This window comes from Pandoraea cepalis (assembly GCF_902459625.1).
Classification (GTDB): Bacteria; Pseudomonadota; Gammaproteobacteria; order Burkholderiales; family Burkholderiaceae; genus Pandoraea; species Pandoraea cepalis.
Window position 1 is genome coordinate 118,806 of record NZ_CABPRY010000006.1, and the last position, 21,904, is coordinate 140,709.

Below are 21,904 nucleotides of genomic sequence, written 5' to 3' on the forward strand. Positions count from 1 at the left end.
GGTAAACAGGTGATGCCGAGAGTTCTCTCAACGCTACGGGAACGAATTCACGACGACGAGTGTGTCCGTGGTGCGGATGAGGATCCGTCGGCCGGTTGATGCTCATTCTCAGACAGTGACGAGGGGGGGATGGAGGTGACGGAATGACAGTTCCGTTTACGCACCCAGCCACTGCTTCCCCAAAAGTCGAGCGCGGCTGCGCGGCGCTGCCATTCCTGTCCACAGATTTGCCCCGGTACCGCCGCACATCGAGTTAGGGGTCGAAAGCGACGTCTCTCGGCCGAGTTTTCAATGTTTGATTCGAAAGCGCCCGTCGGACAATAGAAATGCACTTTCGCGCGACCACAATCTACAAGTTTCCACAAGGAATCAGTCCATGCTTCGACCGATTCGCAGTTCCCTCCTTTCGATCGCCCTTCTCGGATCATGCGCGCTTGCGCACGCTGAACGCTCGGTGTCGGACGTGAACACAGCCATTCAGGCCGGGCAATATGCCCAAGCCGAGCAGATGATCAAGGAAGTGGCTCCGAATCATCCGATGAGTCCCCGGGTTCACTACATGATGGCGCAGGTGCTGTCTCACATGCCTGGGCGCGAAGACGAAGCTCGCCAGGAGTTACTGGACGCCAAGCGGTTGAACCCGCAGTTGCCCTTCGCGAACACAACCGAAGTCGAAGCGCTACAAGAGCGAATTCGCCCGCATGAAGATCCGCCGCGCCCGCAGGACAAAGCGCCTCGCGTGCTGGATCAGCCGATTCAACCTCCGGCGCCGGTTCGGCCTCCTCAGCCGGCGAGCCTAAAAGCACCGGAACTCTTGCCGCACCTGCAAGGGGCGCAGATGAGCTCGTACGACCGCTTCATGTTGACCATCCAGGAGAACAAAATTCTTGCGGCTGCAACGGTCGGCATCGCGATTCTAGCTATCGCGTGGTCATTCATCGGCCGCAAAAAGAAAGGCGACGGCCAGCGGAAAGAAAAGGGCTGGAAATTGTGGCGCCGAAATGAGCCTACGGGTCCGTCAGACGGTGAAGGGAGCGAGGCTGAAGAATTCCAGTATTCGAGTGCCTTGCCCGATCATCATGATCAGACACAACATCGCGAAAACCCACCCGCCTCGTGGGGGACGGCGCACCACGAGGACGTGCCCGAAGACTTCGCCCGTCATTAAATAACGGGGCCATAAGGTCTCAATCTCATCAGATCGGAACGTAACCCGTGTGCGTCGGGGTCATGCGCACCAGGCGCTCGACCATGCGGGTGTTCTGAATACCCAGCAGGAGTGCCACCTCAGAAACTGTTGCCCCGGCCAGCAGCTGTCGACGCGCGTACGTCGTACGCAGCACGCGCGGTCCCATGTCATCCCCGTGAAAGTCGATCGCACGCAGTACGTCTCGGACGGACTTGTACACGCTAACGGTTGACAGTGCCTGACCATTCTTTCCAGGAAAAGCGACGTCCGGTTCTGCATTCTTTGGGCCAACGCCTTCCCTTCTTTCCTGAACCCACTCACGGATCGCCCGGACGCAGAACGGTGCCAGCGCGGCTCGATAACCGTCTTGGTCGTTCTCCGGCGTGCAGTCAAACGACGGAACGACGTCGTTGAAGACGAATTGGTCGAGTCGCGCTTCAGCTGCCTGCGACGCCGTGATGCCACCACCTGCCAGCAGTAAGAGCAGCGCCCGAGTGCGCCGCGAGGACCAGTTCGCGACATCCATTTCTTCGAGCAGGTAAGTCTGCAGCCGCGCGTCAATTTCGGTGGGTAGGCACACAATTCGGGAGGTGTCATGGCAGCCGCCCAGCATACGACTTGCCTTGAGCACAGGGTTGGCTTTGCGATAGCCGCGTGCGACGAGGTGGTTCATCACATCGTCGATTAAGTCGGAATGGCGTTTGAGGGTCGAGCGATGCGCCGGCAAGGTCGTTGTCTTCCGAGCGTCCGCAGCCATACCTGGCTCGCCAGGATCGCGTCCCTGCAGGGACGTCAGAAAGTCGTGCGTCAAGTCAGGCCCCACCGACAGAACCGTCGTTTGGTGCTCGGCGACAAACCGAATGAAGCTGTTGAACATCGAGCGGTACTGGCGGATGGTCTGGTCTGAGTATGCGTTCTGACCGTCGCTAGTTGCGACGTTCTGCACCCACATCTCGAACGCAAGCGCCGGGACGCGTAGCCACTGGTCTCGCGAAGGTGCGAGATCGGTCAGGTCTGGCTCGTCGGCCGACTCCAGATCCTCAAATAACTTCCCTTGCTGAGACATGATCGCCCTCCCATTACCACTCGTAGCCGGAGGGTAATGGAAAAATCATTTGTTTACAAGAACTTGCCTGGCACGGAAATTGACCCCCGACCCTGATGACGCTGTTCGGCCCGAAGGGCCGGTTGGGTGGGAAATGAATGGCTGTCCGTATATTAAGTTGGCTATCTAATTGCAACTTGCGCCTCGAACTGCGACCAGTATCCTTGGGGCATCTTCGAATTCATGGTGCCATCGTGATTTTTGGTTCTCACCTCCAAACCGTGACTGCCACCGGCTCCATGCGTGAGCCCGACTCGATCGTTGGCCGGTGCACGACCGGCCCACTCCCTCCGTTCCACTCGTGGGGGCTCGTTTTCGGAATCAGGGGTGTGGAGAATGACCGCGCGGCCGCAGAGGTCGGGCGGACCAACCTGCCGAGCGATACCGTTGCATGGGCCGTTGATGGCCTTCCGTGGGGCTCGGCATCCGAATCCGCATACGCGCTGGCCAGACTCGTCGTTCGCTTCCTGCGGCCGGACTGGAGGGCTTCGTTTTGGTCACGTGAGTATTTCGAGGAGGTCGCGCGGGACTTCGCACATCGCTTCCTTGTGCCGGCGCCGCGGTCCGGTGGTCAGGTCACGCGTCCCCAGATCAACGCGTGGTTCGAGTCGCTGGGCCTCGCGGCACCCCCACTCTCCGCGTCCGTACGGCTCGTTTCGAGCAAAATCTAAGCACAAACGAAAACGGCCACCGGATGGGTGGCCGTTTCCTAGAACATTGCATCGTCATGCTGCACGACGAAACGTCCGCGTCTGCTGGCGCAGACGCTCAATCTCTTCCCGATGCGCGGCACGCTCGACAAGCCGTTTCGCGCGACGTTCGTACTGCAGTTTCCAGATGTCGCAGAAGTCCACACCTTCCTGAACCGACGCGATCACCGTCACCCTCTTGCCTATCGCACGCAACTTCTCGGCGAGCAGCCCTGCGTGATACTCACCCGGCCGAACCTTGATGACCCCGCCGCCGCCGTCTTCGCCCTTCGCTGCTCGCTTTTCCTGCTCGCGGTCACGATCGGCGTAAATGAAGATGGTGTCGTACTTGCTCCAGTCGAGGTCAGCACGGCTCAGGTTGCCACAATCGAGCATGCTGCGTACTTCGATCTTGTTTTCGTATTTCGCAACGACTGCGAAGCCCGTTTCAGCACCTTCAGTCAGGGCAAGCGTTCGCGACACGGCATTGTTCAGCCGCGTCGAACCACCTGCTGGACCATCCGGTGAGGGCATCTGCTTCTTTGCTGCGGGCCTCCCCTTCGCATCAACGAACGGCACCTTTTCGCCATGCGGAGTCAGGTAGATCCGCTGAAGCGTTCGAGCCGTCTTGTCACCGGCGGCGACGAGCCGCTGCAGCATTACCGGGAACTTGCCCATGTCCTTGCCGTCGTGCGCCCGATATGTGAGACACGGGTGATGACGGACATCGGGGCCAAGCCATTCGAGACGAAGGCCGGGCACGCGATGACACAGGTACGTCCAGACGGGCGAGTCTTCCGTGATGGCCAGACTGCGCTCCCAGGTTTTGCGCAAGATCGTGCGGAGTTCCTCTGGGCTCTTTTCCGGACGCACTGCCACCTTCTGAATGAAGGTAGAGGGCGCCGCGCCCTGGTTATATCTCTGCGTTTTCAGTTCGTCATAGATCTCGGCCAGGGGCTTGCCGGTGATCTCGTGGATGACGCTCACGAGGTTGCCACCGGTGTCGCACTTGGCGCAATACCAACCCGAACCACCTTTTCCGCGACGGTCCCAGATAATTCTGAACGTCGCGCTGCCTGTGCAAAACGGACAGGGTCCCCATTTGCCGCTGAGGATATTCTTGTCCTGCACGTAGTACGGCAGCACATTTCTCCAGTCGATCGAATCAACGTCGACGCGTTCTTTCGAATCATTCATGGTGTATGCCTCTTGCCAACGATTGGCGGATATAAAGGCGTTGAAGACTCACCATGAGCCTTCCTGATGGATGCCGGAGCACACATCAGGAAAGCCCCCGAAGGGGGCGATCCTGGACCGTTATAGGTCCGTTTTACATGGTTCCAAATGCGCGTCGCATGTCGAGATAGTTTGCGTTGCCGCAAAACGGAATGTCTCGATCCATGTCGTCGAAGCCGCCGCCAGCTGCAATGGCGCCCGTTGCTGGACGACCACCTTTACCATCTCCTTCAGCGCCGCCACCGCGCGACTGACGTGCGGGTTGGCCCGCACGACGTTCACCGTCGTAGTTGCCGCTGCCGTCGTTGTCACGACGGGTGCCGAGCATATTCATCTGGTCTGCAACAATTTCCGTCGAATACCTGTCGGTACCGTCCTCCGCTTGCCACTTCCTCGTGCGAATCTTGCCTTCGATGTACACGGACATGCCCTTCTTCAGGTACTGACTGACGATGTCAGCCAAGCGCCCGAAAAAGACCACACGGTGCCATTCAGTGTTTTCCTTGAACTCTCCGCTGGCCTTGTCCTTGTAACGATCCGTGGTCGCCATGCGAATATTCGCAGCCGCGTCACCACTCTGCAGATGTCGAACTTCCGGATCTGCACCAAGGTTGCCGACGAGGATGACTTTGTTGACTGATGCCATTTCCTTCTCCGATGGTCTCTCTGGAGACCGGCGCGTGAGCCTTCCTTAAACGAACCGGGCAGCGGATGCTGCGCCGGCTCCTCCATTACTGCTTCCGTGACATCTATCGACGTTCTCGATCTACAACTTGAAACTCGTAGATGTTGCGCGTCTTCTCATTGCGGACACCGTTTCGAGTCACCCAGAACTGCTGGCGACCACGCTTAAGGCTGATCGTGTCGCCGATGGCGACGCGGTTCTTTTCCACGTGCTGTTCCAGCTCATAACCTCTGAACTGCGCTTCCTCGCCGCTAGGGGTCCTCATCGTGATCGCGTAGATCTGGAAAGGATCCTTCTTCGGCTTTTTGACATCGACGACACCGAAGCCAATCACCTTGCCGACCACACGATGAGCCCCTCGGAAATCCACCGGTCCTTCCTCGACGCCGTTCTCCCCAGAGGGGCGAACGTCTACAGGAGGGGGCGGCGGATCCCGTCGGATCGGCTGCTGGGTGCGCGGTTGTGGTTCCGGTGCGGGACCACGGCTGGGCGCTTGCGCGTCGATCTCGTCGAAGCATGGGGTGTCCGCCCAGTAGGGGGCATCCTCGTCCATCGGCGGGACTGCTTCCTGTGCCGGGGACGACTGCTTCTCCTGCAGAGCCGTGTACTGATCGGGTTGCGCTGGCTGTGCCGTGGGCTGAGTCTCAGTCTTGCGACTGGGGCCGCGCCGCCGTGCTGCTGCGATTTCCCGGCGGGTGTACTCGACCGCTTCTTCCAGGGTGAACGCGACCTTTTCGCGGGCCGCAATGCTGCGCGTGAACGCGGCAAGTGGCTTACGAATGCGGCCGTTCTCGATGCGCTGAATCTCGTTCTCCGCTAGGTAGGACGAGAATCGGTACTGCCGGCCCGAGATCTCCTTGAGTAAGTGTCGATCGGCGATTCGCATCACCGGCTTGTTGTCCCAGATCGAGGGCTTCGATTCATCACCGGCCACATTGGCTGACGATTGGTCGGAGGTCGATCGACGGACGACTCGCGCGGACGGCTCGTCGACAGCTTCCTTCAGCTTCGAAGGAGCTGCTTCCCTGCGCACCACTGTTGCTTCAGCCTGCGGCTGAGTTGCTTCCATCGCCTTGACGGTGTGGAGCGAACGCATAACCCCGCGAAGGGCCATGAACATCAGCTTCAAGACTTTGACAACGACCAGCAAGCCGACCGGAAGCACATTGAGAATCCCGAGCGCGGGGGTCGTGACACGGTTGTTCGTGCTCTGATTCATTGATTCCTCCAACCTGTTACGTCGACGTAGTCCTCGAGCTTGCGCTCGCATTTGAGCAGGAAGCCTTCGTCGCCGAAGGCCTCGATCGTGCGCAGCAATCCCTTGAAATGTTGATGGAGACAGCGAGCAGCAACTCGCCTGATCCACTCCGCATTCCATCCGAGACGCTCGCAGACGAACTCGAAAGGCACCATCACGTCAACCACCGTGACTCCGTCGATCTCTTCGTCCGGACGAGCATCCTGAAAGGCGTAGATCCACTGCATCGCGTCATAAACGCGCAACTCGTCTTGATCGCAGTCCTCGAAACCAAAAAGGTCCGGGCCCGAGTCGTCGACGAAGTTGCGGCGCTTGACGATCGCGCGCAGGTCGTTCCACAGCAGGTTGCCCATCAGCTTGCACATCACCAGTTCTGGTGCGTCCGTCTCCTCAATCCGGCAGAGAAGTGTTTCGAACGAACCGACGGGCTGGTCTTGCTGCGCGTCGTTGTCAGCCGCGTTCTCCTCGAGGGCCAGAGCCGGCCGAGGATCCGTGGGCACTTTCTTTTCGTACACCCGGCGGCGTGCGTCCTTCATCAGGACATCCCACACACCGGATGCAGCCTCCACGACTCGCGGAACCTCAACACGGAGGAGCGCTTCGTCGATTAGTCGATCTATTCCCTTTTCCGTGGCGTATCCGAGCCAAGCGTCATCCAGCGGATGCTGGGCGACCATGGGGGATAACGCCATCGATGGAGGATCTACTGCTACTCCAAACAGTTCCAGGTTCATGATGCTTCCCCTTTGCCTCAGAGAGGCCGTTGAAAACCGGGAAGCGAAGCCGGACTCTTTCCCCTGCCGTCCGGCAGGGGAAAGGCCCGAGAGGGTCTTTCCAGGGGGGCTTAGAGATCGGCTACGTTGATCACGTAGTCGGCCAACCCTTGTATTTCTTTCGTCTGAGTTACGAAATACTCACGCGAGTATTTCCCGAGATCGAGGACACGACGCTTGAGAAGGATGAGCTGCCGCTTCTTCTCTTCATCCAGCAGTCCGTCAGTTTCGTCCGAGAACAGCGTATCGGAGCGGAACTGGGCGGCGCCAGCTAGGTAGAGAGCCACTGCGCGCATCAGACAGTCGTTGATGTACACGCTCTGTCCGCCGCTCAGCTTCTGAACCGGCTTTTCCTTCCCGTCTTCGACGTCGAGGACCATGATCTCGAAGCCTTCACGCATGGCACCGGACCGCAGTTCGCGTTGCGTTTCGAAACGCACCGAAAACCGGCCGTCGTAGCAGACAGCCAGAAGGTCATTCGCGATCGATGCGATACCGGGACCGGCATCGTCAATCGAGAAGGCCACCAGACCATCCCTGCCGAGCGCTTGGGAAGCGAGCTCCCATGCTTCGATTTCTTGGCCAAGCCTTTCAGCTACTTGCGACAGGGACCCGAGTTCTGCAACCCCGGCTTCTGCCCTACCGACACGCTCGTGAACCTGCGCCTGTTTGGCTTGGAGCTGAGCAATCTCCCCATTGAGTGCCAATACCTGTGCCTCAGCTTGAGAAAGTGACTTTGCGACACCCTCACGAACTGACGCATCGGCGCTTGTGGGCAGAGCCTGCAGCCTTTCCTGATAACCCGCAACCGCTTGCTGCTGTGCCTTCTGGACCTGTGCGATCGCAGTGTCACACGCGTGTGTGGCCGCGTCGATGTCTGCCTTGATGGTGTTCCGCGTGGTGTGGTGTCGCTCCAAGTCCGCCTTCTTAGTGGTCAGGAGGTTCACGACGCCGGCGCGGGCTGCCTTGGCTTCATCGATCAGTGGCGATTGCGATGCGAGCGGAACGAAACGATCCAGACTGCGGATCACTGCATCCAGTTCCTGTCCGACCTGGCCATGCTGCGATTCCAGTGCGTCGAGCTTTGCAACCTCGACGCCGGCCGACTTCAGCTCATTGTTGAGGGTCGCGTACTGCCTGCGCTGATTGGCTAAGTCCGTGGTGACCTTGGTCAACTTCGCCCGAGCTTCGCGAGCATCTTTCAGGAGTTCGCAACCGGCAGCGAGCTCCATGCCTGAGCATGGCACCCGATCTGCGAGCGCGGCAACAGTATTCAGTTGCGTGACTCGATCGCCAGTTGCCGTTCCTTCGCTCGCGACCCTCGCCAGATCCGCCGTCAGTGTCATGGTCTTTGTCCGATAAGGACGAAGCGCCGAGACCTGTTGTCGGATGCCGTCGAGGGTGCCAGTCAGCGCCGCCCGCTTGGTCTGCAGCGGAGCCACCTGGTCGACGGCCTCTCGAACCGTCTTCTCTCCGGCAATCCTCGTGTCGATCGTCGTCAGCCGGGTCTCGGCGTCCGTGATCTCCTTCTGGAGTGCCTTGATCGACCTGTTCGCTTCGGCGTCGCTCTGTCTCAGGGAGTGGATTTGCTTGGCCGCCTGATCGCGAAGTTCCGATACACGCACGTTGGTTCGGCGATTCTCGGTCTCGATCAGTTCGCGCCATTGCTTGCGCTGCTCATCCACACGCTGGAAGCCGGCAGCCTCCGTGTCGAGCTGCACAATTCGAACCCGCAGCTTTTGCACATCCTTCTGCGCCTGAACGAGCGCTGTTGCCTTTGCCCGCGACTGGCTAATCAGCTGTTGCACTTCGGTCCGGGCTGCGTTAGCGGCAGAGCGAAGCTCTGCGCCGGCGCGGATGCGGGCCTGTACCTCAGCGAGCTTCTCGCGAAGCAGGCTTGCGACTTCGCCCGCCGATGCGCTGTCGCGCAGCAACTCGTCGTGGCCGAGCCAGGCGCTCAAAAGTGCCTTCACGTCGGCATGCTCATAGTCCCCCAGCATCCTGCGCCGGTGAGCCGCGAACTGCGTGGTGAAGAACACTTCTGGCCGGCCCAGGATAGCTTCGATACAGCGATCGTAGGTGGCGGCGCTACCGTCGGACGTTGTTCCGTCCGGCAGGACTACCGGCGCCCAGCCTTCGCCATCCCAACGGTGCAGGAAGGCTTGCTGGTTGCGGGTCTTGCCGGTAACTCGAAAGATCAGATCGGAGCGATAGCTTACGCCATTGTGCGACCAGTCCAGTTGCTTCTGTGCGAGGGGTTCCGCGATTTCGTCCCAGTAGGAAAACGAGGAAGGTTTGAGGCCTTCACACCGCGACGGCATGAGCCGGTACGGATGCAGGTTGTCCAGGATCGTCGTCTTGCCCTGCCCGTTCCTCCCCACAAGCGCAACAAGGGTCGCCCATTCGGGGATGACCGAGAGGTCGAGAGTGAGTTGGGATTTTCGACAGCCGGAAAGGATTCCAGCAAACCCCCTCAGAAAAAGCCTTGAGGGATTCATTTTCGATCTCCATGCCGCGGAGCGGCTATTCAGAAATCGGCGCAGGGCCGCGTGTCCGAAGGGATCGACGCAGAACTATCGCTCATGCCAGGGGGCATGGGGAATAAGCTTCTGCGATTTAAATTTATGGTTGCCGCCAGCGCGGCCTTACAGCTGAGACGATACATGAGGCAGGCAGAGGATGCAATACACGTTCGTTGCGATAGCACCAATCTGTCGTGGAGCTCGTCCCTGCGACTTTGGTTTGTTGCCAAACACCGCACTTTTCAGGCTGGTGTCCGGTCTTGACAGCATCAGAGGCTGTTGGGTGTTGATTTGTTGATACTTTTCTATTCACGACGTTCTCCTTTTTGCTCATTGCGAGCGGTTGATAGGAGATGGACCGCAAGGCCCGGACAGATGTGAAGGTCTGTCGAGGCCGCCCGAAGGCGCCGCAGCGTGCGTTTGTTCATGAACAGCCGAAAAGTTACTTTGGTGCGCCCGTCCGCCCAGGTGTACTTCCCCAAAACGGCCGATGAGGCTACCCTGCGGGGGATCGCCCTGGCGGTCGAGCGGAAGGTTTCGTAGCTCCTCCAAACGCCTCGAGTACCGAGATCGCAGGTGAGTGCGCGGACATCGCCCACCTTCAAAAGATCGACCAACACCCCCGTAGGAGGTGTTGGTTCGATGTTACGTTGACATTCCGATCACGAAGCGGAGTCCGACTCGCGCCAGAGACGCTGCCATGCCCCGGTGAAGCGGGCTGCCATACGCGGCGAATGTCGAAACACGCAAGCGTTCTCCGCATGCTCGTCTGACGCAGCCGCTTTCGTATAGTTGAAACTTCCCGTTTCGACAGCCGTCCCGTCGAGCACCATGAATTTATGATGGAGCATCTTCAAGCGGTTGTCGAACTTCACCGGGATACCACTTTCCATCAGCATTCTGACCTTCGAGGACGACTTCTGATTTTCGGTAGTATCCGCGACCACAGCCACCTTTACGCCACGCTCGTGTGCCGAGATGAGCGCGCGAGCGATGGGCAGAGAGGTGAACGCGTAGGTCGCAACTAGGATCGTGGCCTCGCTAGCGGCACGCGGACGAACTTCGCTGATCGCACGGATCACGCGAGCGCTAGCGCCACCTTCCGGTGAGAAACCACAGTCCCAGGTGGCGCCCGTCTCGAACGCTTGTTCTTCCGAGGCGCCTTTGCCGCCATCCCCAGTGGAAGACGTGCGAATGAAGCGCGCCACGTGCGATGGCGCGCTATTGAGCAAGTTCTCGACCGGCCGAATGATCGAGTCCACGCTCTGCGCGTGCAAAAGGGTCCACGGCATGGCCAGCATCATCGCGATGCTCGTGAGTACGACTTTCTGCTTCATGAAATAACTCCTTGATAAGGCTTGTTGCGATTGATCTGGCGTCGCTCGTCCCGAGCAAACGCACTCTCGGCACGACAACCGACGCATCGTTATCCGTCGATTTGCACCACTTTTCCACCTTCTCCGCCAACGTCGACAGCGTCGAAATCCCGCTGCAACGCTGACGCTGGGAGGCAAGCAACTTCGGCTCGATGCGAACCTCCGCCGCCTGCGCCAACACCTGTTCGATCGCCTGCTTGTCAACCGTGACGGCTAGCTCGGCATCGACCGAGTAGCGAACACGAACGAACGACCCGACACATGAAGCGGCTTGCTCTTCGAGCCAGGCCATGTCGGGCACGCCGTCGAACAAAAAGTCGACCATCACGCGTGCCGGTGTCTCGCGGAACTCGAAGTCGCAGTCACGCGGCCCAATGTTCCAGATGAGAAACCCCTTCTTCCCTTCTTCGCCGTAGTGGAAGCGCCCGATCGAACCCGGGTACGCCACACGCTGGACAAAGCCGCCGACTTCACGATCCCACGACTGATGCCGATGGATGTGCCCCAGCATCGTTGCCGTCGACTGCGCTGCGTACAACCCGCCAAGTGAGAACTCGTGGTCCTTGCCGGCCATGGGAACCCCATGCTCGGTCAACGCCCCACTCACCGTGCCGTGCCCGACCGTGACGGTGGCCACGCCGGCGGCGCTTGCTGCTATGTTTTGCGGCGCAAAGACCCCTTGCATCAACCCGGCAAGCACATCGCCCATGGCTTGTGCCACGTGCTCTGCGCCGACCGACGAGACCAGATCCGACTTGTTGACTGTCGGTACGCAAGACACCAGCAGTCGTGCATCGTCGAGCGAGTCTCCGGGCGACACGTAACGCCACTGTGTGCCTACCAACGCCACCTGTCCGATCTTGTCGACCGTCTCCACGGGATACTTGCCACCAGCAAAGCGGTAGATGGCAAGCATTCCTGGATAGTCGTGCAAGAACGTACCCTGCAGGATCAGGACTGGGCAGTGATCCGCCAGGCGCCTGAGTTCCTGCATAAGCTGATGAAGCGCCGCCGAGTGCGCGTCCTGCTTGTGGTCCGTTAGATCGCCGGAGATGATGGCGACGTCAACACGTTCACTAATCGCGGTGCTCACGGCGCTGCCGAAACACTGGCCAGCCTCAAGCAAATTCCCGATCGAGAAATGCAGGTCGCTGAGATGCGCGACCTTGATTCTCCTTGTCTGTTCCTGGTTCATGAGCGACTCCTTCTGCCACTACGTGGCGGTATGAAGGGAGTGCACCAGCTTCCCGATGCCTCACAACAGGCGCATCGGGAAGCCCCCCGTACAGGGAGGTTGCCCACGGCATGAGCCGTATTCGCTTAGCAGGTAGCAGCCTGCTGCATGGCACCGCACGCGGATTCCATGGCAGCAATACCCGCCTGTTCGCCATTGGCGAAAAGTTGCTTGATATGCGAGATGAGATCGCGCATCTTCGGGAAGTTTCGTTCCCAGTCCCCGACGACGTGTCTGGCGTACTGCGCGAAAAGCTCCGGAGGAATCCGGTAGTCCGCGGTCAGCAAGCGAGACTCGAGGTACGCGTCTGCATTTGCCCCATAGCGGGCCAACTGCGTGATGCCCTCCACTGCCTTCGTGAGTAGATCTTCCTGCATATCCCAGCCGACGCCGTACTTGTGGTCGAGATATCGAAGAGCGAGTGCCTTGTCGCAGCCCCCCGATCGGAATACATCTTCAACCGCGGCGCGAAGCTGCGTTGCACGCGCTCGGTTACCCGTCACGTGCTCGGCGTCGATCACCCCCGCTTCCTGAGTCGGCGCCGCAGCAGCCTCAGCCTCGTCAGCCGGTGCTTGAGCAAGCCACGCCACAGGAGCGACATTCCCAACCGGGTTACGCCCGATTTGGAGCATCGAAGCGATGTCGATGGCAGGCACAATCCGCGGCACCCACTGCAGGCCGGTCTTGCGTTTTCCGTCGCCGTCGAAGTAGCTGCGCTCCTCCTGAACTTTGGTGATCCAGAAGACTGGCTTGCCGGGAGCGTTTGGATTGAAGGTCGGGATATGCCCCAGCGTGCTGCGGATCTGATCAAGCGTCGACCAGATGTTTTCCGCGGCGTACTCCGAGCTGGTTTCCATTTCAACGATGCCAAGGCCGACTACACCTGGGATGTAGAACTTCAGTTGCCCCCGAAACTGGCAGAGACCGGACTGAAACTGCTTGCACACCCGCGGCTCGCACAAGCCCCTAACCTCCCAGTCACGCGGAGGAAGACGCTTGACACCAGCCTGGCGCTGCTCGACGACCTTCTTTGCATCGAGCCCGGGCAAGCGCTCGCAGACCCGTTCTCCGCGATCGTTGAACGCGGAGTGGTAGCGATCCTCGCCCTTGTTGCTCTCGAAACGGTGCGGGAAGAAGTCGAACAGGTCGTTGCTGTGGAAGAAGACCGGGAAACGGCGCAGCTCGCGCTTGCCGTCCACGTCTTCACCGTATAGATCCAGGATCGCATTCGGAAGCACCGACATCACGAAGTCGTCGACCGAGAGGTTGAACGCCTGCGTGTTGACCGGATACATCGGATTCTTAATGCCGGTCTTGGCGGTGATGTCCTTCTCAATCACAGAGGCACGCCGCTGCTGAGCGATGCCATCCTGATAGATCTGTACTGCCGTTGCGTTTTCCTGTGCGGTTCGGGTTAAGACCTTGGTGCCGCAGCGGATCTTTCCAGATGCACGGGGGCCGCCGTAATTGGTGGTCGTGCGCTCGGACAGAATCGATTTCGTAGGTTTCATGGTTTCTGCCTTCCTGGGCTTACGTCCGTTCGGGTTATCGATGGCGAGATGCCTTTTCGATCCTCATGCCAGTACTGGCGATTGAAGGAAGGCGTGCGCAGCGCGCACGGCAATGCGTGTGGCATTGCCGTACAGCCGCAGCGTGCTCGTGCGATTTCGAGGGGGGAGAGGAGACAGCGGGCACATTGCCCGCTGTTCCTATTGGGATTACGCGAGCCCCCAGACGCCCCGCTCTTCCGATGTGAAGTCCGGATAGAGTTGAAGGGTCTGGCGAATCTTCTCGCGCCAGCTGCTGTTGGTTTTGATGCGATCAGTCGACGCCGAGACGGCTTCGTAGATCTTCGATAGCGGGGCCTTGCCGCCAAGCTTCATCAGCACGGAGCGGACGATGTTGCGCCACGTTCCCTGAAGTCGTCTTTGCGCCTGGCATGCCATGGCGCCCAGGACGGCGAGAATCGTGCCCGTCTTGCGACGAAACAAAACGATGTACTCGTGCATGATGAACGGCAGATCCATCTTCCCGTACGGCTGGAAGTTGCTCGTCGCATTGTGCTGCGCTTTAATGAGCACGCCGGCCAGCTCCTGTGCCGGTAGCCGGGCGATAATCTCGGCCTGGTAGGACGTGTACACGCCGTTCCGGCGCCAGTCACCGATGATGCAGCCGTAGTAGCCGCCCGGCAAGGTCGCCTCGCGCTGGTTAAGCATGGCGAGATGCATCTTCTGATGGAAGTCCTCGTCGTCCACGCAGCGCGACAGATCGTCGGAATGCGCTTCTTTGCCCCACACCTCGCCCGAGTAGCGAATCATCCCGTGATACGGCGGATGCGACAGCACCAGGTTACCCTGCTCGCCAGTCGCTTCGACGATCGAGTTGCGCAGGATGTTGAAGCCCTGGTGCAGGTCGAGACCATAGGCCGTGATGCCCATCTCCTTGGCGACTTCGATGCTGGTGCCAGACCCCATCATCGGATCGATGAACACCGGGCGCTCGAGGCGGCCGAGGATCTGCTCGAACAGTTGCCGGTAGACGTGGCCGCTGCAGTTGCCGCGCCACTTTGCGTTGCCCCACGGACCGCGGTCCGGGAAGGACATGATACTCATGATTGATCTCCAGTTAGTGCCATTGCTGGCGGGAAAAACCGGAGTGCCGTTGGCACTGCAATGTTGGAGACATGGCAGTGCGCGAGCGAGCTTTTGAGAGAGTGGCTGTGAGACGGACCCGCCCGAAGGCAGGTCCGCACACCGTCTCGTCAAGGATGCCGTGACGACTGAATGCAGAGGCTTAGTCCGCAATATGCGGCTGCGCCCCCAGACCCAGCATGCCCATGATGCAACGGGCAACGGGTTTGAGCGGCTCGGACAACTCGTGCGCAAAATCGATCAATTCACCGACAAACGCTTTCGTGTACGTGCTCATGCTGCTTCTCCTTTAGAGTTGTGGGCCTTTCAACCAAACCGCTTCACGAACCTTTTCAGGCCGCGAACGCCAATCCAACTGGCAGCGGAAAGGTGCAGGGCGAGCATCAGCGCATGGAACGCAAGCAGGACGTAGCCCTGAAACGGATCATGCGTTACATGCTCCACCCCGGCGAAGACGCCGTTGAGGAGCAAGGCAGATGCACCGATTACGAGAGACAGCGCAGAGATGAGAACCACGTCCGCCAGAAACCGCACGAACACGATCAGCCCCTCGTCTACTGACTCTCGGATTTCTTCCTTGAGCTGATGTTCCTGGCTCATAGACTTCTCCCGATTTAAGTTGCTCCAGTCATTTGAACCACCTGACGTGATGCCGGTGAACGGCTGGAAAAATCGAAGCCCAAAAGAGCAAGGACAAGGGAACTTGTCCTTGAGCGATAGGGCAGAGTCTTGCGGAGCGCCGCCCATAGTCAGGCGGACAACGAGGATTGTTTAGCTGCAGCGAGCAGCATCCGTAAGGAAGCTGCCGCTGCACAGGTCGCGGGGGATGATTACTTGCGAGCCCATTGCTCAAGGCGGCTCGCGAAGCGGTACACGGCTTGGTTACTTGCCTTGATTACAGGAAGGGCGACGAGAAGCAAGCCTGCCAAAGCCACGATCTCAAGGATGGTCAGCTTTGTGTGGAAGGCAATGCAAAGCACGCTGATCACGATAGCGATCGCGAGGAATGTCAGATTTCCTCGGAACGCGTAGCGAAGCATTCCGACCAATAGAACGATCGCGGCGATGGGAAGATTCAGAATTCCCAATGAGGGGTGAATCCACTTAGGCCGACGACGCTGTTGGTTCAGATGCTGTTGTTGCTGGTTCATGGCGATCTCCTGATGCCGTAGCGGCGCGTGAAACCGGAGATGCGGTCCTGGCTCATGGTGTGCCTGGTGCGGATGCGACACCCGCAGCAGAGAACCGTATGAAGTGAAAATCCGCGTCCCCTTAAGGAGAGCGGATTTCCTGGTTGCGATTATCGACGACGGTAGCCATCGCCCGACTTGAGGTAAGCCGAGATCGTTGCGCCCGCCAGGCTCAAAATGAATGCCGGCGGCACGATCCCAACGGCTATGAAGATGCCCCACCCTCGCAGGACGCCCCCGATCACGACCGAGTGTCCCGCCAATGCATCGGACATCATCGTAAGCATGGTCAGACGCTCGGCGTGAACCGTAGCGAAGTAACCATCCAGAGCGGCTTGGCCACCGATCTGGAAAAGTTCTGCCCAACCCTGTGTTTCCTGAGCAATACCGATGAACCAAACGACGATCCCCGCGAGCCAGCAAACTGCGAAGGGAATCCATACGCCGCAGCAAAACTCAGACACGGCGGAGTCGAAAGCGGCGATGACTCGGTCGAGGTTCGACGGAGTAGCGTAGATCGATTTCACGTTCATGATTAACTCTCCTTTGCCGTATCGTCGCGTAGAAACCTGGAGAGCGGATCTGGGGGCGAAAATCGCCCCGCCCTTTCCGGACAAGCTGTCGAGGAAGGACTCCGTTAAATTACAGAGGGAGGGAGGAAGACTCGGACGAGTCTTCCTTGGTCGCGATTGACGTTGAGGCCGGCGTGATCAAGATCACGTGGGTCCAATCTCTGGCGTACCGGACGGCTATTCGGACCGAAATCACGGACAGCGGCGACGGGGCGAGAGACGTGGATTCAGATTGCTGTTGATGATTTTCCAGTCGTGCCAGGAAGGCGCGAAATACTGGAACGGCACTGGTTTGGCTACTTTTGCAACCCGAAAGATTGCAGAAATTGCCAAGGCGCCTACTGATCTGCGCGTGCTGCCGCCAATGCGGCGTAACTCATTCTACGTATATCTATCGGTTCCTGCAAACCGAAAATTTGGGGAGGCGGGCCTTTCGGCCCTCCCCCCCCCAACTCAACTCACTGACAAGCGTCGCATGGCTGGTCGCCCTCATCACCGGGGCGGCGCGTGCACACGAGGCCGAGCGGCTCTTCCTCAATCGGGACAGCATTGAGATTACGCAGTCCCGTGCGCTTCTCGCGATACAAAACGTAGGCGCGAGCCAGAGCGTGATCGACGCGCATGAGCGACAGTTCGACCAGATCTTGGATGTCCTCGATCGGGATGCTTGCTTCCAGCTTTCGCGCGATACGCTCCACCACCGCATCTGCGACCGAGTCGACCAGATCGCGGTCAGCTTGCGACAGCTCTCCTTCGCCCTTTTCCTTCACCCCTCTGACATCCAGCGCGTTCAAGAGGATCGCGGCACGGATCTTCGACGGATCGAAGGCGACCGCTTCCCCGTTACGCTTTACGACGGTCTTGTTGATGATTTTTTCCGATTTCATGAACTTCTCCTATTGATGACGCTTTGCGTCGTTGAAAAGCGGGAAGGTCGTAACAGGCGTTGTTACTCGGCAGGGATGACCTGCAGGGTAAGAGCACGCTGGAACGCTCGCAGACGGGGAGCCGGATTTCTCCGGTGGCCACGTTCTTCCGAGCGCGTTTGAAAAATCGGTCTGAATGGGGCTGGCGCACGAACGCGCATTACGCTGCCTCGTGTCCTCTGGCGGACGTTCTTTACCGATTTCGGAAATGGGAAATCACGACACCCGGATGGGCGCGGTATTACGGAGGCGAACCGGTGCTCTGGTTGCTGTGGCGGCCAATAATATGGACCGATTGGAGCGGCGATGCCGACGACTCGGCGTGTATCGATAATAGTCGAACTTCCCGGAAGCGGCGAATTGCGAAAATTTGCTGGAAAACACCGGCATTCATTCCGACCCGCCTGATCCCTGCGGGGAGAATCCGGAAAGATACTTTGGGCGCGCGTCGCGTGCAGCAAGCTCACCAAACGGACCACTAGCCTTGAATACCGCCGAGCAGTCCCAACAGGAGGATTCCTGGGCCGACGTGCCCTTCACAATCCCCAAGAACCTCGACCGAGTCGAGGCGATCCGGACGAACGTCGTATCGCGCACCGAGATGCGAGTCTACTCCCCGCTCATTCGCCGCTGGGTGGATCGCGATTTCTACTTCGTCTCCGAGCGACTGTTTATCCGCAGCCGCGGACTGAAGACGCGCACGGCAACTGGCAATGCACTGCCCGGGCTGGTCAAGGACCTCAAGTATGCGACGCTGGGCCTCCAGGTGGACGCCGAGGCTTACGACGGTGAGTTGAACGAGGCCATCTTTCGCAAGACGCGGTTCGATCTGATTCTCCTCTTGCCGATGCTTTCGACGCTCTACCGCGAACTGCAGCGGGCGGATCTGGCCATCGCTCAGCTGTACATGTCCGAGTACAACAAGCAGATCACCTACGAGCAGCGCGAAGCCATGCTTCAACCGCTGCACCTGGCGCTCGTCGCAATCAAGCAGCATGCTATGGGCATTGTGCCCAAGACGATGGCTGAGCTTGCGGAAGAACTGCAGATCAGCTGACACCCCAACTGTTCGCCCGTGTTCCGGCGTCATTAGTGGCGTATTCGTGAGCGCGCCGTGCCGCGCAAATGCAGCCATTAAGGAGAGCCTTGCAGTCCCTCCCAGCCCGGCCAAGGCTCCCCGCGGACTTCGTCTTGCTCCCACGCGACTCGCGTTCTCGCTAGCTGAAGAGGCGTCGGAAGAACTGCGTCAAGGCCAAAGTGATTGCACCACCCCTACGCGACCCCGCGTCTGCAGACGTTGCATACTGGTTCGCGATTCCCGGCGGGATCCAGAAGCGGGCACCTGACGCCACGTAGGCACTGATATTCACGTCGCGCGGCTGAATGTTTGGTGGAAAAGCGAACATCGGAAATCCCTCTCGCTCGAATACGCCAACCGCAGTCTCGAGGTCCCGATTCAGTTCCTCATCAAAGACATTCTCGGGATTCAAACCCTTCGGACGCCACGTAAGCCAGCGAGGGACGTTGTGCAGCGCGTCAGCCAGGTCATGGATGGCGGCGATAGTCGTCGGGGTAAGGGGTTGCCTCGCCAAGCACCGAATCTGGACCAGGGCAGCTTGAGTAATGTGCAAGGCCTGCGTCTGCTTCTCGGTCAATTCGACCATCGTCCACTCCTCATTGATTATCCTGCTTGGTCAGGTCCCGGCCATGTTACGCATCCACGAGGTTCGCGTAGGCGTTGTCCTGATCCACGATCCGCTCGATTCCACTTTCCTTGAGGAACATGCTGGGAGGCTTCCCACCGCCAGTAGACAACATCAGGTCCTTACGCGCTCGCGTCATTGCGACGAACATCAGGCGGCGCTCTTCTTCGAGCGTTCCATCCTTCGCCGGGAAAACATCATCTTCGGCGCCAACAACCCAGACATGATCGAACTCGAGTCCCTTTGACCCGTGGGCCGTCATCAACTCGACGACCTTCGGTGCGTCTGCGCCCTCGGGCTTCTTCTCGTCGCGCTTGCTCTGCGCCATCTTGATGGCCGTCAGGCGGTCTTGAACGGTCTGAGCCAAAATCCCCCGTTCCGGGTCCGCGCGGCGCGGCATGAACATGTCTCGCGCGATCTGAATGACGTTTTGGCTGCGTTTGTCCGGAGCGTAGGAGGAAAGCCAGTCGCTGATGCCGTAGATGAGCAGCGTGTCCGCGCCGATCACCAGCGACGACTGCCAGCCCGTGAAGAGCTTCACAAAACCGCGCCACTTCTCCTTAACCGAGTCTTCGATCTTCGCCCTGGCGAAGTCCTCCGACTGACCGAGCAGGAATGCGCCGCGAAATAGCTTCTCGAGTTTGACGATGCTCTGTTCGTCGACACGGCACCAGGACAACAGTTGGTCTATTACCTTCTTCTCCGGCTTCACTACAGCCTGTATTGCCGCGCAGAAGATCATTACCTCAACACTATTCAGGATCGACTCGCCTGGCGGGCGGCGGTACGGAATGCCTAGCGACTGGAGTCGGGCCTCGACTTCATCAAGACGACGGTTATTTCGCGCGAAGATGGCCACATCGCTGCCAAAGCGGAGTGCGTCAGCGGCGTAACGCGCGGCCGCGTGAGCTTCCTCCTCTTGTGTCTTGAAGGTCTTCCATGCCGTCTTGCCGCCCGGCCCCTTCATAGCGACGAGGTTCTTGTCGACACGGTCGAGGTTGTGGTTGATGACCCTCGTGGCCGAGCTAACGATTTCGGCATGGCTTCGGTAGTTGTTGCCCAGCATCAGGCGCTCGGCGTTGAAGCTGCGCTCGAACATCTGCATGCCCTCGTAGCCGAGCGCGTTCCGAAAGCCGTAAATCGACTGGTCGTCGTCACCCACGCCGGTCAAAATGACATTTGCGCGATGGTGCGCGGCCGCCATGTCGAACTGTGGTTTATCGGTGTCCTGGTACTCGTCGATAAAGAGGCGTGTGACGTTGAGCGGCGGCACCGCGCCCGATTCGAGACCAGCGTTAGTCTTCAGAAGGATGTCCTGGAAGTCGATAACCTTCTGCCGGCTCATGATGTCCGTGTAGATTTGGGTCATCTGCTCATGGCGGAGCTCCGCCGCCGGCCGGCCCGACTTCACTTGCTCGATGATTCGGCTTGCCTCTTCGAGCGTTAGGTCTTCGATCGCGAGCTCCGATAGCGCGCGCAGGATAAAGCTACGGCGCATCCCTTCCTTAACGATCTTCCACTTAGTTTTTCCGAACGGCCATGGCCGGCCGGCGATGATGTCTCGACCGAATACGACCTCCCGCCCGTTGTCGGTCGCCAGATCCGGGAACGACATTAGGTTCATGACCGAGTGGAAGGTGCCGACCAGGATCCGGGAAGCGGCTTGCTTGCCAGCGAGTGCGATGGTACGGGCTCGAAGTTCGAGAGCAGCTTCTCGCGTGAACGTGACCGCGGCGATGCGCTCAGAGCGATTTTGCAGAGTCGCCGCGATCTTGCGCGAGATAGTGTTGGTCTTCCCAGACCCCGGGCCCGCGATGACGAGGCAGTTACCTTCGCAGTTGGCTACGGCCATCTGCTCGTCGTTCAGGGGCGCGAGGATTCGCGCAATCGCGTCATTCATGCCGCCACGGCTTCTTCAGTGTGAGCCGCTTGGAGGGGTTTTGCGCCCACCGGCTTCCCCTTCGCTAAGGCGCGGCCGCGCAGCGACTGATTCACGTGTGACGCGAACCCGTAGATCTTGCCGAGAGCCTGTTTGGCGAGCAGTTGGCGCTTTTCGGTTTCGCCGTGGCCAATGAGTTCGTTCCACTCGAGGCCAGCCATCAGCTCCAGCGACTGGTCGTATTTCATCACGCCCCTCAGCATCTTGATGCCGAGACGCGAGCGGAACAGCGCCTTCATGTCGACGGCCGGCGACAGGACTTCCGGCTTGATCCACGGCATTCCTTCGGCCTCCACTTGGATCTTCCCTTCCGTCACCAGCATCGTAACGCGGCCGAGTTCCTTATCGGCGTCGGTGTAGAACTCCTCGACCAGGGTGTGCAGCTGCTCGACGACTTCTTGACACTTCTTGCCGAGCACCATCTCGCCGTAGCGCTGAAGGTTGTGCGAGCAGTAGTCGATTGCGCCGAGATAGCGCTCCAGCGCCGAGCCAACGACACGATCTTTCACGACGACCTGTTGCGAGGCCATCACGATGCCGGCTTCCGGGGTCGTGAGCGCCTTGCGGCCTTTCTCACGCTGACTGGCCGCCTTCTTCATCAGGCGGGCGCGCGTGGCTTCCGGACTTTCGTCGTCGGCGGGAGTCGGAGCCTTCGTACGGCCGCTCTTGTTGCCGTCGGCCATGGACATCTCGACTGCCGCATCCAGATCGCGGAGAGCCGCCTCCGCTTCGAGCTCTGCGGCACTCTTCGGCTGGAGAGCCGTGTCGCCTACGTTGTCCTGACCGCCGAGTCCGGCGGACACAATCTTGCTGATACTACCGGCTACGATGTTATCGGCGCTCATACTGACCTCAC

The 21,904-nt window shown here is 59.4% G+C and carries 20 protein-coding genes; 2 read left to right on the plus strand and 18 right to left on the minus strand.

The window, feature by feature from the left end; translation table 11 throughout:
* Window positions 1-376 precede the first annotated feature (376 nt).
* On the plus strand, window positions 377-1,168 hold the full coding sequence (locus tag PCE31107_RS14310; protein ID WP_150609240.1) for a tetratricopeptide repeat protein: 792 nt from the start codon (window positions 377-379) through the stop codon (window positions 1,166-1,168).
* A gap of 28 nt (window positions 1,169-1,196) precedes the next feature.
* Here the strand turns inward: PCE31107_RS14310 and PCE31107_RS14315 are convergent, their stop codons facing one another.
* The 15 genes from PCE31107_RS14315 to PCE31107_RS14375 form a co-directional block, all read right to left on the minus strand.
* Complete coding sequence (locus PCE31107_RS14315; protein WP_150609242.1) at window positions 1,197-2,255, minus strand: tyrosine-type recombinase/integrase; 1,059 nt, start codon at window positions 2,253-2,255, stop codon at window positions 1,197-1,199.
* 764 nt (window positions 2,256-3,019) lie between these two features.
* Window positions 3,020-4,180: a DUF7146 domain-containing protein gene (locus PCE31107_RS14320; protein ID WP_150609244.1), complete on the minus strand. Its 1,161-nt coding sequence runs from the start codon at window positions 4,178-4,180 to the stop codon at window positions 3,020-3,022.
* 133 nt (window positions 4,181-4,313) lie between these two features.
* Window positions 4,314-4,865 (minus strand): single-stranded DNA-binding protein, encoded by a 552-nt coding sequence (gene ssb / locus PCE31107_RS14325; protein ID WP_150609246.1) that lies wholly within the window; start codon window positions 4,863-4,865, stop codon window positions 4,314-4,316.
* A gap of 103 nt (window positions 4,866-4,968) precedes the next feature.
* Window positions 4,969-6,123 carry a hypothetical protein gene (locus PCE31107_RS14330; RefSeq protein WP_150609248.1) on the minus strand — a complete coding sequence of 385 codons (1,155 nt, stop codon included), beginning with the start codon at window positions 6,121-6,123 and terminating at the stop codon, window positions 4,969-4,971.
* On the minus strand, window positions 6,120-6,896 hold the full coding sequence (locus tag PCE31107_RS14335; RefSeq protein WP_150609250.1) for a hypothetical protein: 777 nt from the start codon (window positions 6,894-6,896) through the stop codon (window positions 6,120-6,122). The genes PCE31107_RS14330 and PCE31107_RS14335 overlap by 4 nt, the downstream gene beginning before the upstream one ends.
* Window positions 6,897-7,006: 110 nt before the next feature.
* Complete coding sequence (locus PCE31107_RS14340) at window positions 7,007-9,433, minus strand: AAA family ATPase (protein ID WP_150609259.1); 2,427 nt, start codon at window positions 9,431-9,433, stop codon at window positions 7,007-7,009.
* Window positions 9,434-10,119: 686 nt separating this feature from the next.
* Entirely contained in the window at window positions 10,120-10,761 is a 642-nt protein-coding gene (locus tag PCE31107_RS14345) for a phospholipase D family nuclease (RefSeq protein ID WP_174966670.1), read from the minus strand.
* Window positions 10,679-12,028, minus strand: a complete 1,350-nt coding sequence (locus PCE31107_RS23390; protein ID WP_174966671.1) for a metallophosphoesterase family protein — start codon at window positions 12,026-12,028, stop codon at window positions 10,679-10,681. Before PCE31107_RS23390 ends, PCE31107_RS14345 begins: the two co-directional genes overlap by 83 nt.
* 125 nt (window positions 12,029-12,153) lie before the next feature.
* Window positions 12,154-13,578, minus strand: a complete 1,425-nt coding sequence (locus PCE31107_RS14350; protein ID WP_150609263.1) for a recombination directionality factor — start codon at window positions 13,576-13,578, stop codon at window positions 12,154-12,156.
* Window positions 13,579-13,785: 207 nt separating this feature from the next.
* Window positions 13,786-14,679: a hypothetical protein gene (locus tag PCE31107_RS14355; protein WP_150609265.1), complete on the minus strand. Its 894-nt coding sequence runs from the start codon at window positions 14,677-14,679 to the stop codon at window positions 13,786-13,788.
* 181 nt (window positions 14,680-14,860) lie between these two features.
* Window positions 14,861-14,995 (minus strand): hypothetical protein, encoded by a 135-nt coding sequence (locus PCE31107_RS23810; protein ID WP_281351832.1) that lies wholly within the window; start codon window positions 14,993-14,995, stop codon window positions 14,861-14,863.
* Window positions 14,996-15,024: 29 nt separating this feature from the next.
* Window positions 15,025-15,318 carry a hypothetical protein gene (locus PCE31107_RS14360; RefSeq protein ID WP_150609267.1) on the minus strand — a complete coding sequence of 98 codons (294 nt, stop codon included), beginning with the start codon at window positions 15,316-15,318 and terminating at the stop codon, window positions 15,025-15,027.
* 230 nt (window positions 15,319-15,548) lie between these two features.
* Window positions 15,549-15,869: a hypothetical protein gene (locus PCE31107_RS14365; RefSeq protein ID WP_150609269.1), complete on the minus strand. Its 321-nt coding sequence runs from the start codon at window positions 15,867-15,869 to the stop codon at window positions 15,549-15,551.
* Between the two features lie 149 nt (window positions 15,870-16,018).
* Entirely contained in the window at window positions 16,019-16,441 is a 423-nt protein-coding gene (locus PCE31107_RS14370; RefSeq protein ID WP_150609271.1) for a hypothetical protein, read from the minus strand.
* Between the two features lie 497 nt (window positions 16,442-16,938).
* Window positions 16,939-17,367, minus strand: coding sequence for an ATP cone domain-containing protein (locus PCE31107_RS14375; RefSeq protein WP_150609273.1), 429 nt, complete (start codon window positions 17,365-17,367; stop codon window positions 16,939-16,941).
* A gap of 523 nt (window positions 17,368-17,890) precedes the next feature.
* On the opposite strand from PCE31107_RS14375, the gene PCE31107_RS14380 reads away from it, so the two are divergent.
* Window positions 17,891-18,463 (plus strand): hypothetical protein, encoded by a 573-nt coding sequence (locus tag PCE31107_RS14380; protein WP_150609275.1) that lies wholly within the window; start codon window positions 17,891-17,893, stop codon window positions 18,461-18,463.
* 160 nt (window positions 18,464-18,623) lie between these two features.
* Here the strand turns inward: PCE31107_RS14380 and PCE31107_RS14385 are convergent, their stop codons facing one another.
* The 3 genes from PCE31107_RS14385 to PCE31107_RS14395 are packed head-to-tail and all read right to left on the minus strand — an operon-like array spanning window position 18,624 to window position 21,893.
* Window positions 18,624-19,070, minus strand: a complete 447-nt coding sequence (locus tag PCE31107_RS14385) for a hypothetical protein (RefSeq protein ID WP_150609277.1) — start codon at window positions 19,068-19,070, stop codon at window positions 18,624-18,626.
* 46 nt (window positions 19,071-19,116) lie between these two features.
* Window positions 19,117-21,009: an ATP-dependent helicase gene (locus tag PCE31107_RS14390; protein WP_150609280.1), complete on the minus strand. Its 1,893-nt coding sequence runs from the start codon at window positions 21,007-21,009 to the stop codon at window positions 19,117-19,119.
* Complete coding sequence (locus tag PCE31107_RS14395) at window positions 21,006-21,893, minus strand: hypothetical protein (protein ID WP_150609282.1); 888 nt, start codon at window positions 21,891-21,893, stop codon at window positions 21,006-21,008. Before PCE31107_RS14395 ends, PCE31107_RS14390 begins: the two co-directional genes overlap by 4 nt.
* Window positions 21,894-21,904 lie beyond the last annotated feature (11 nt).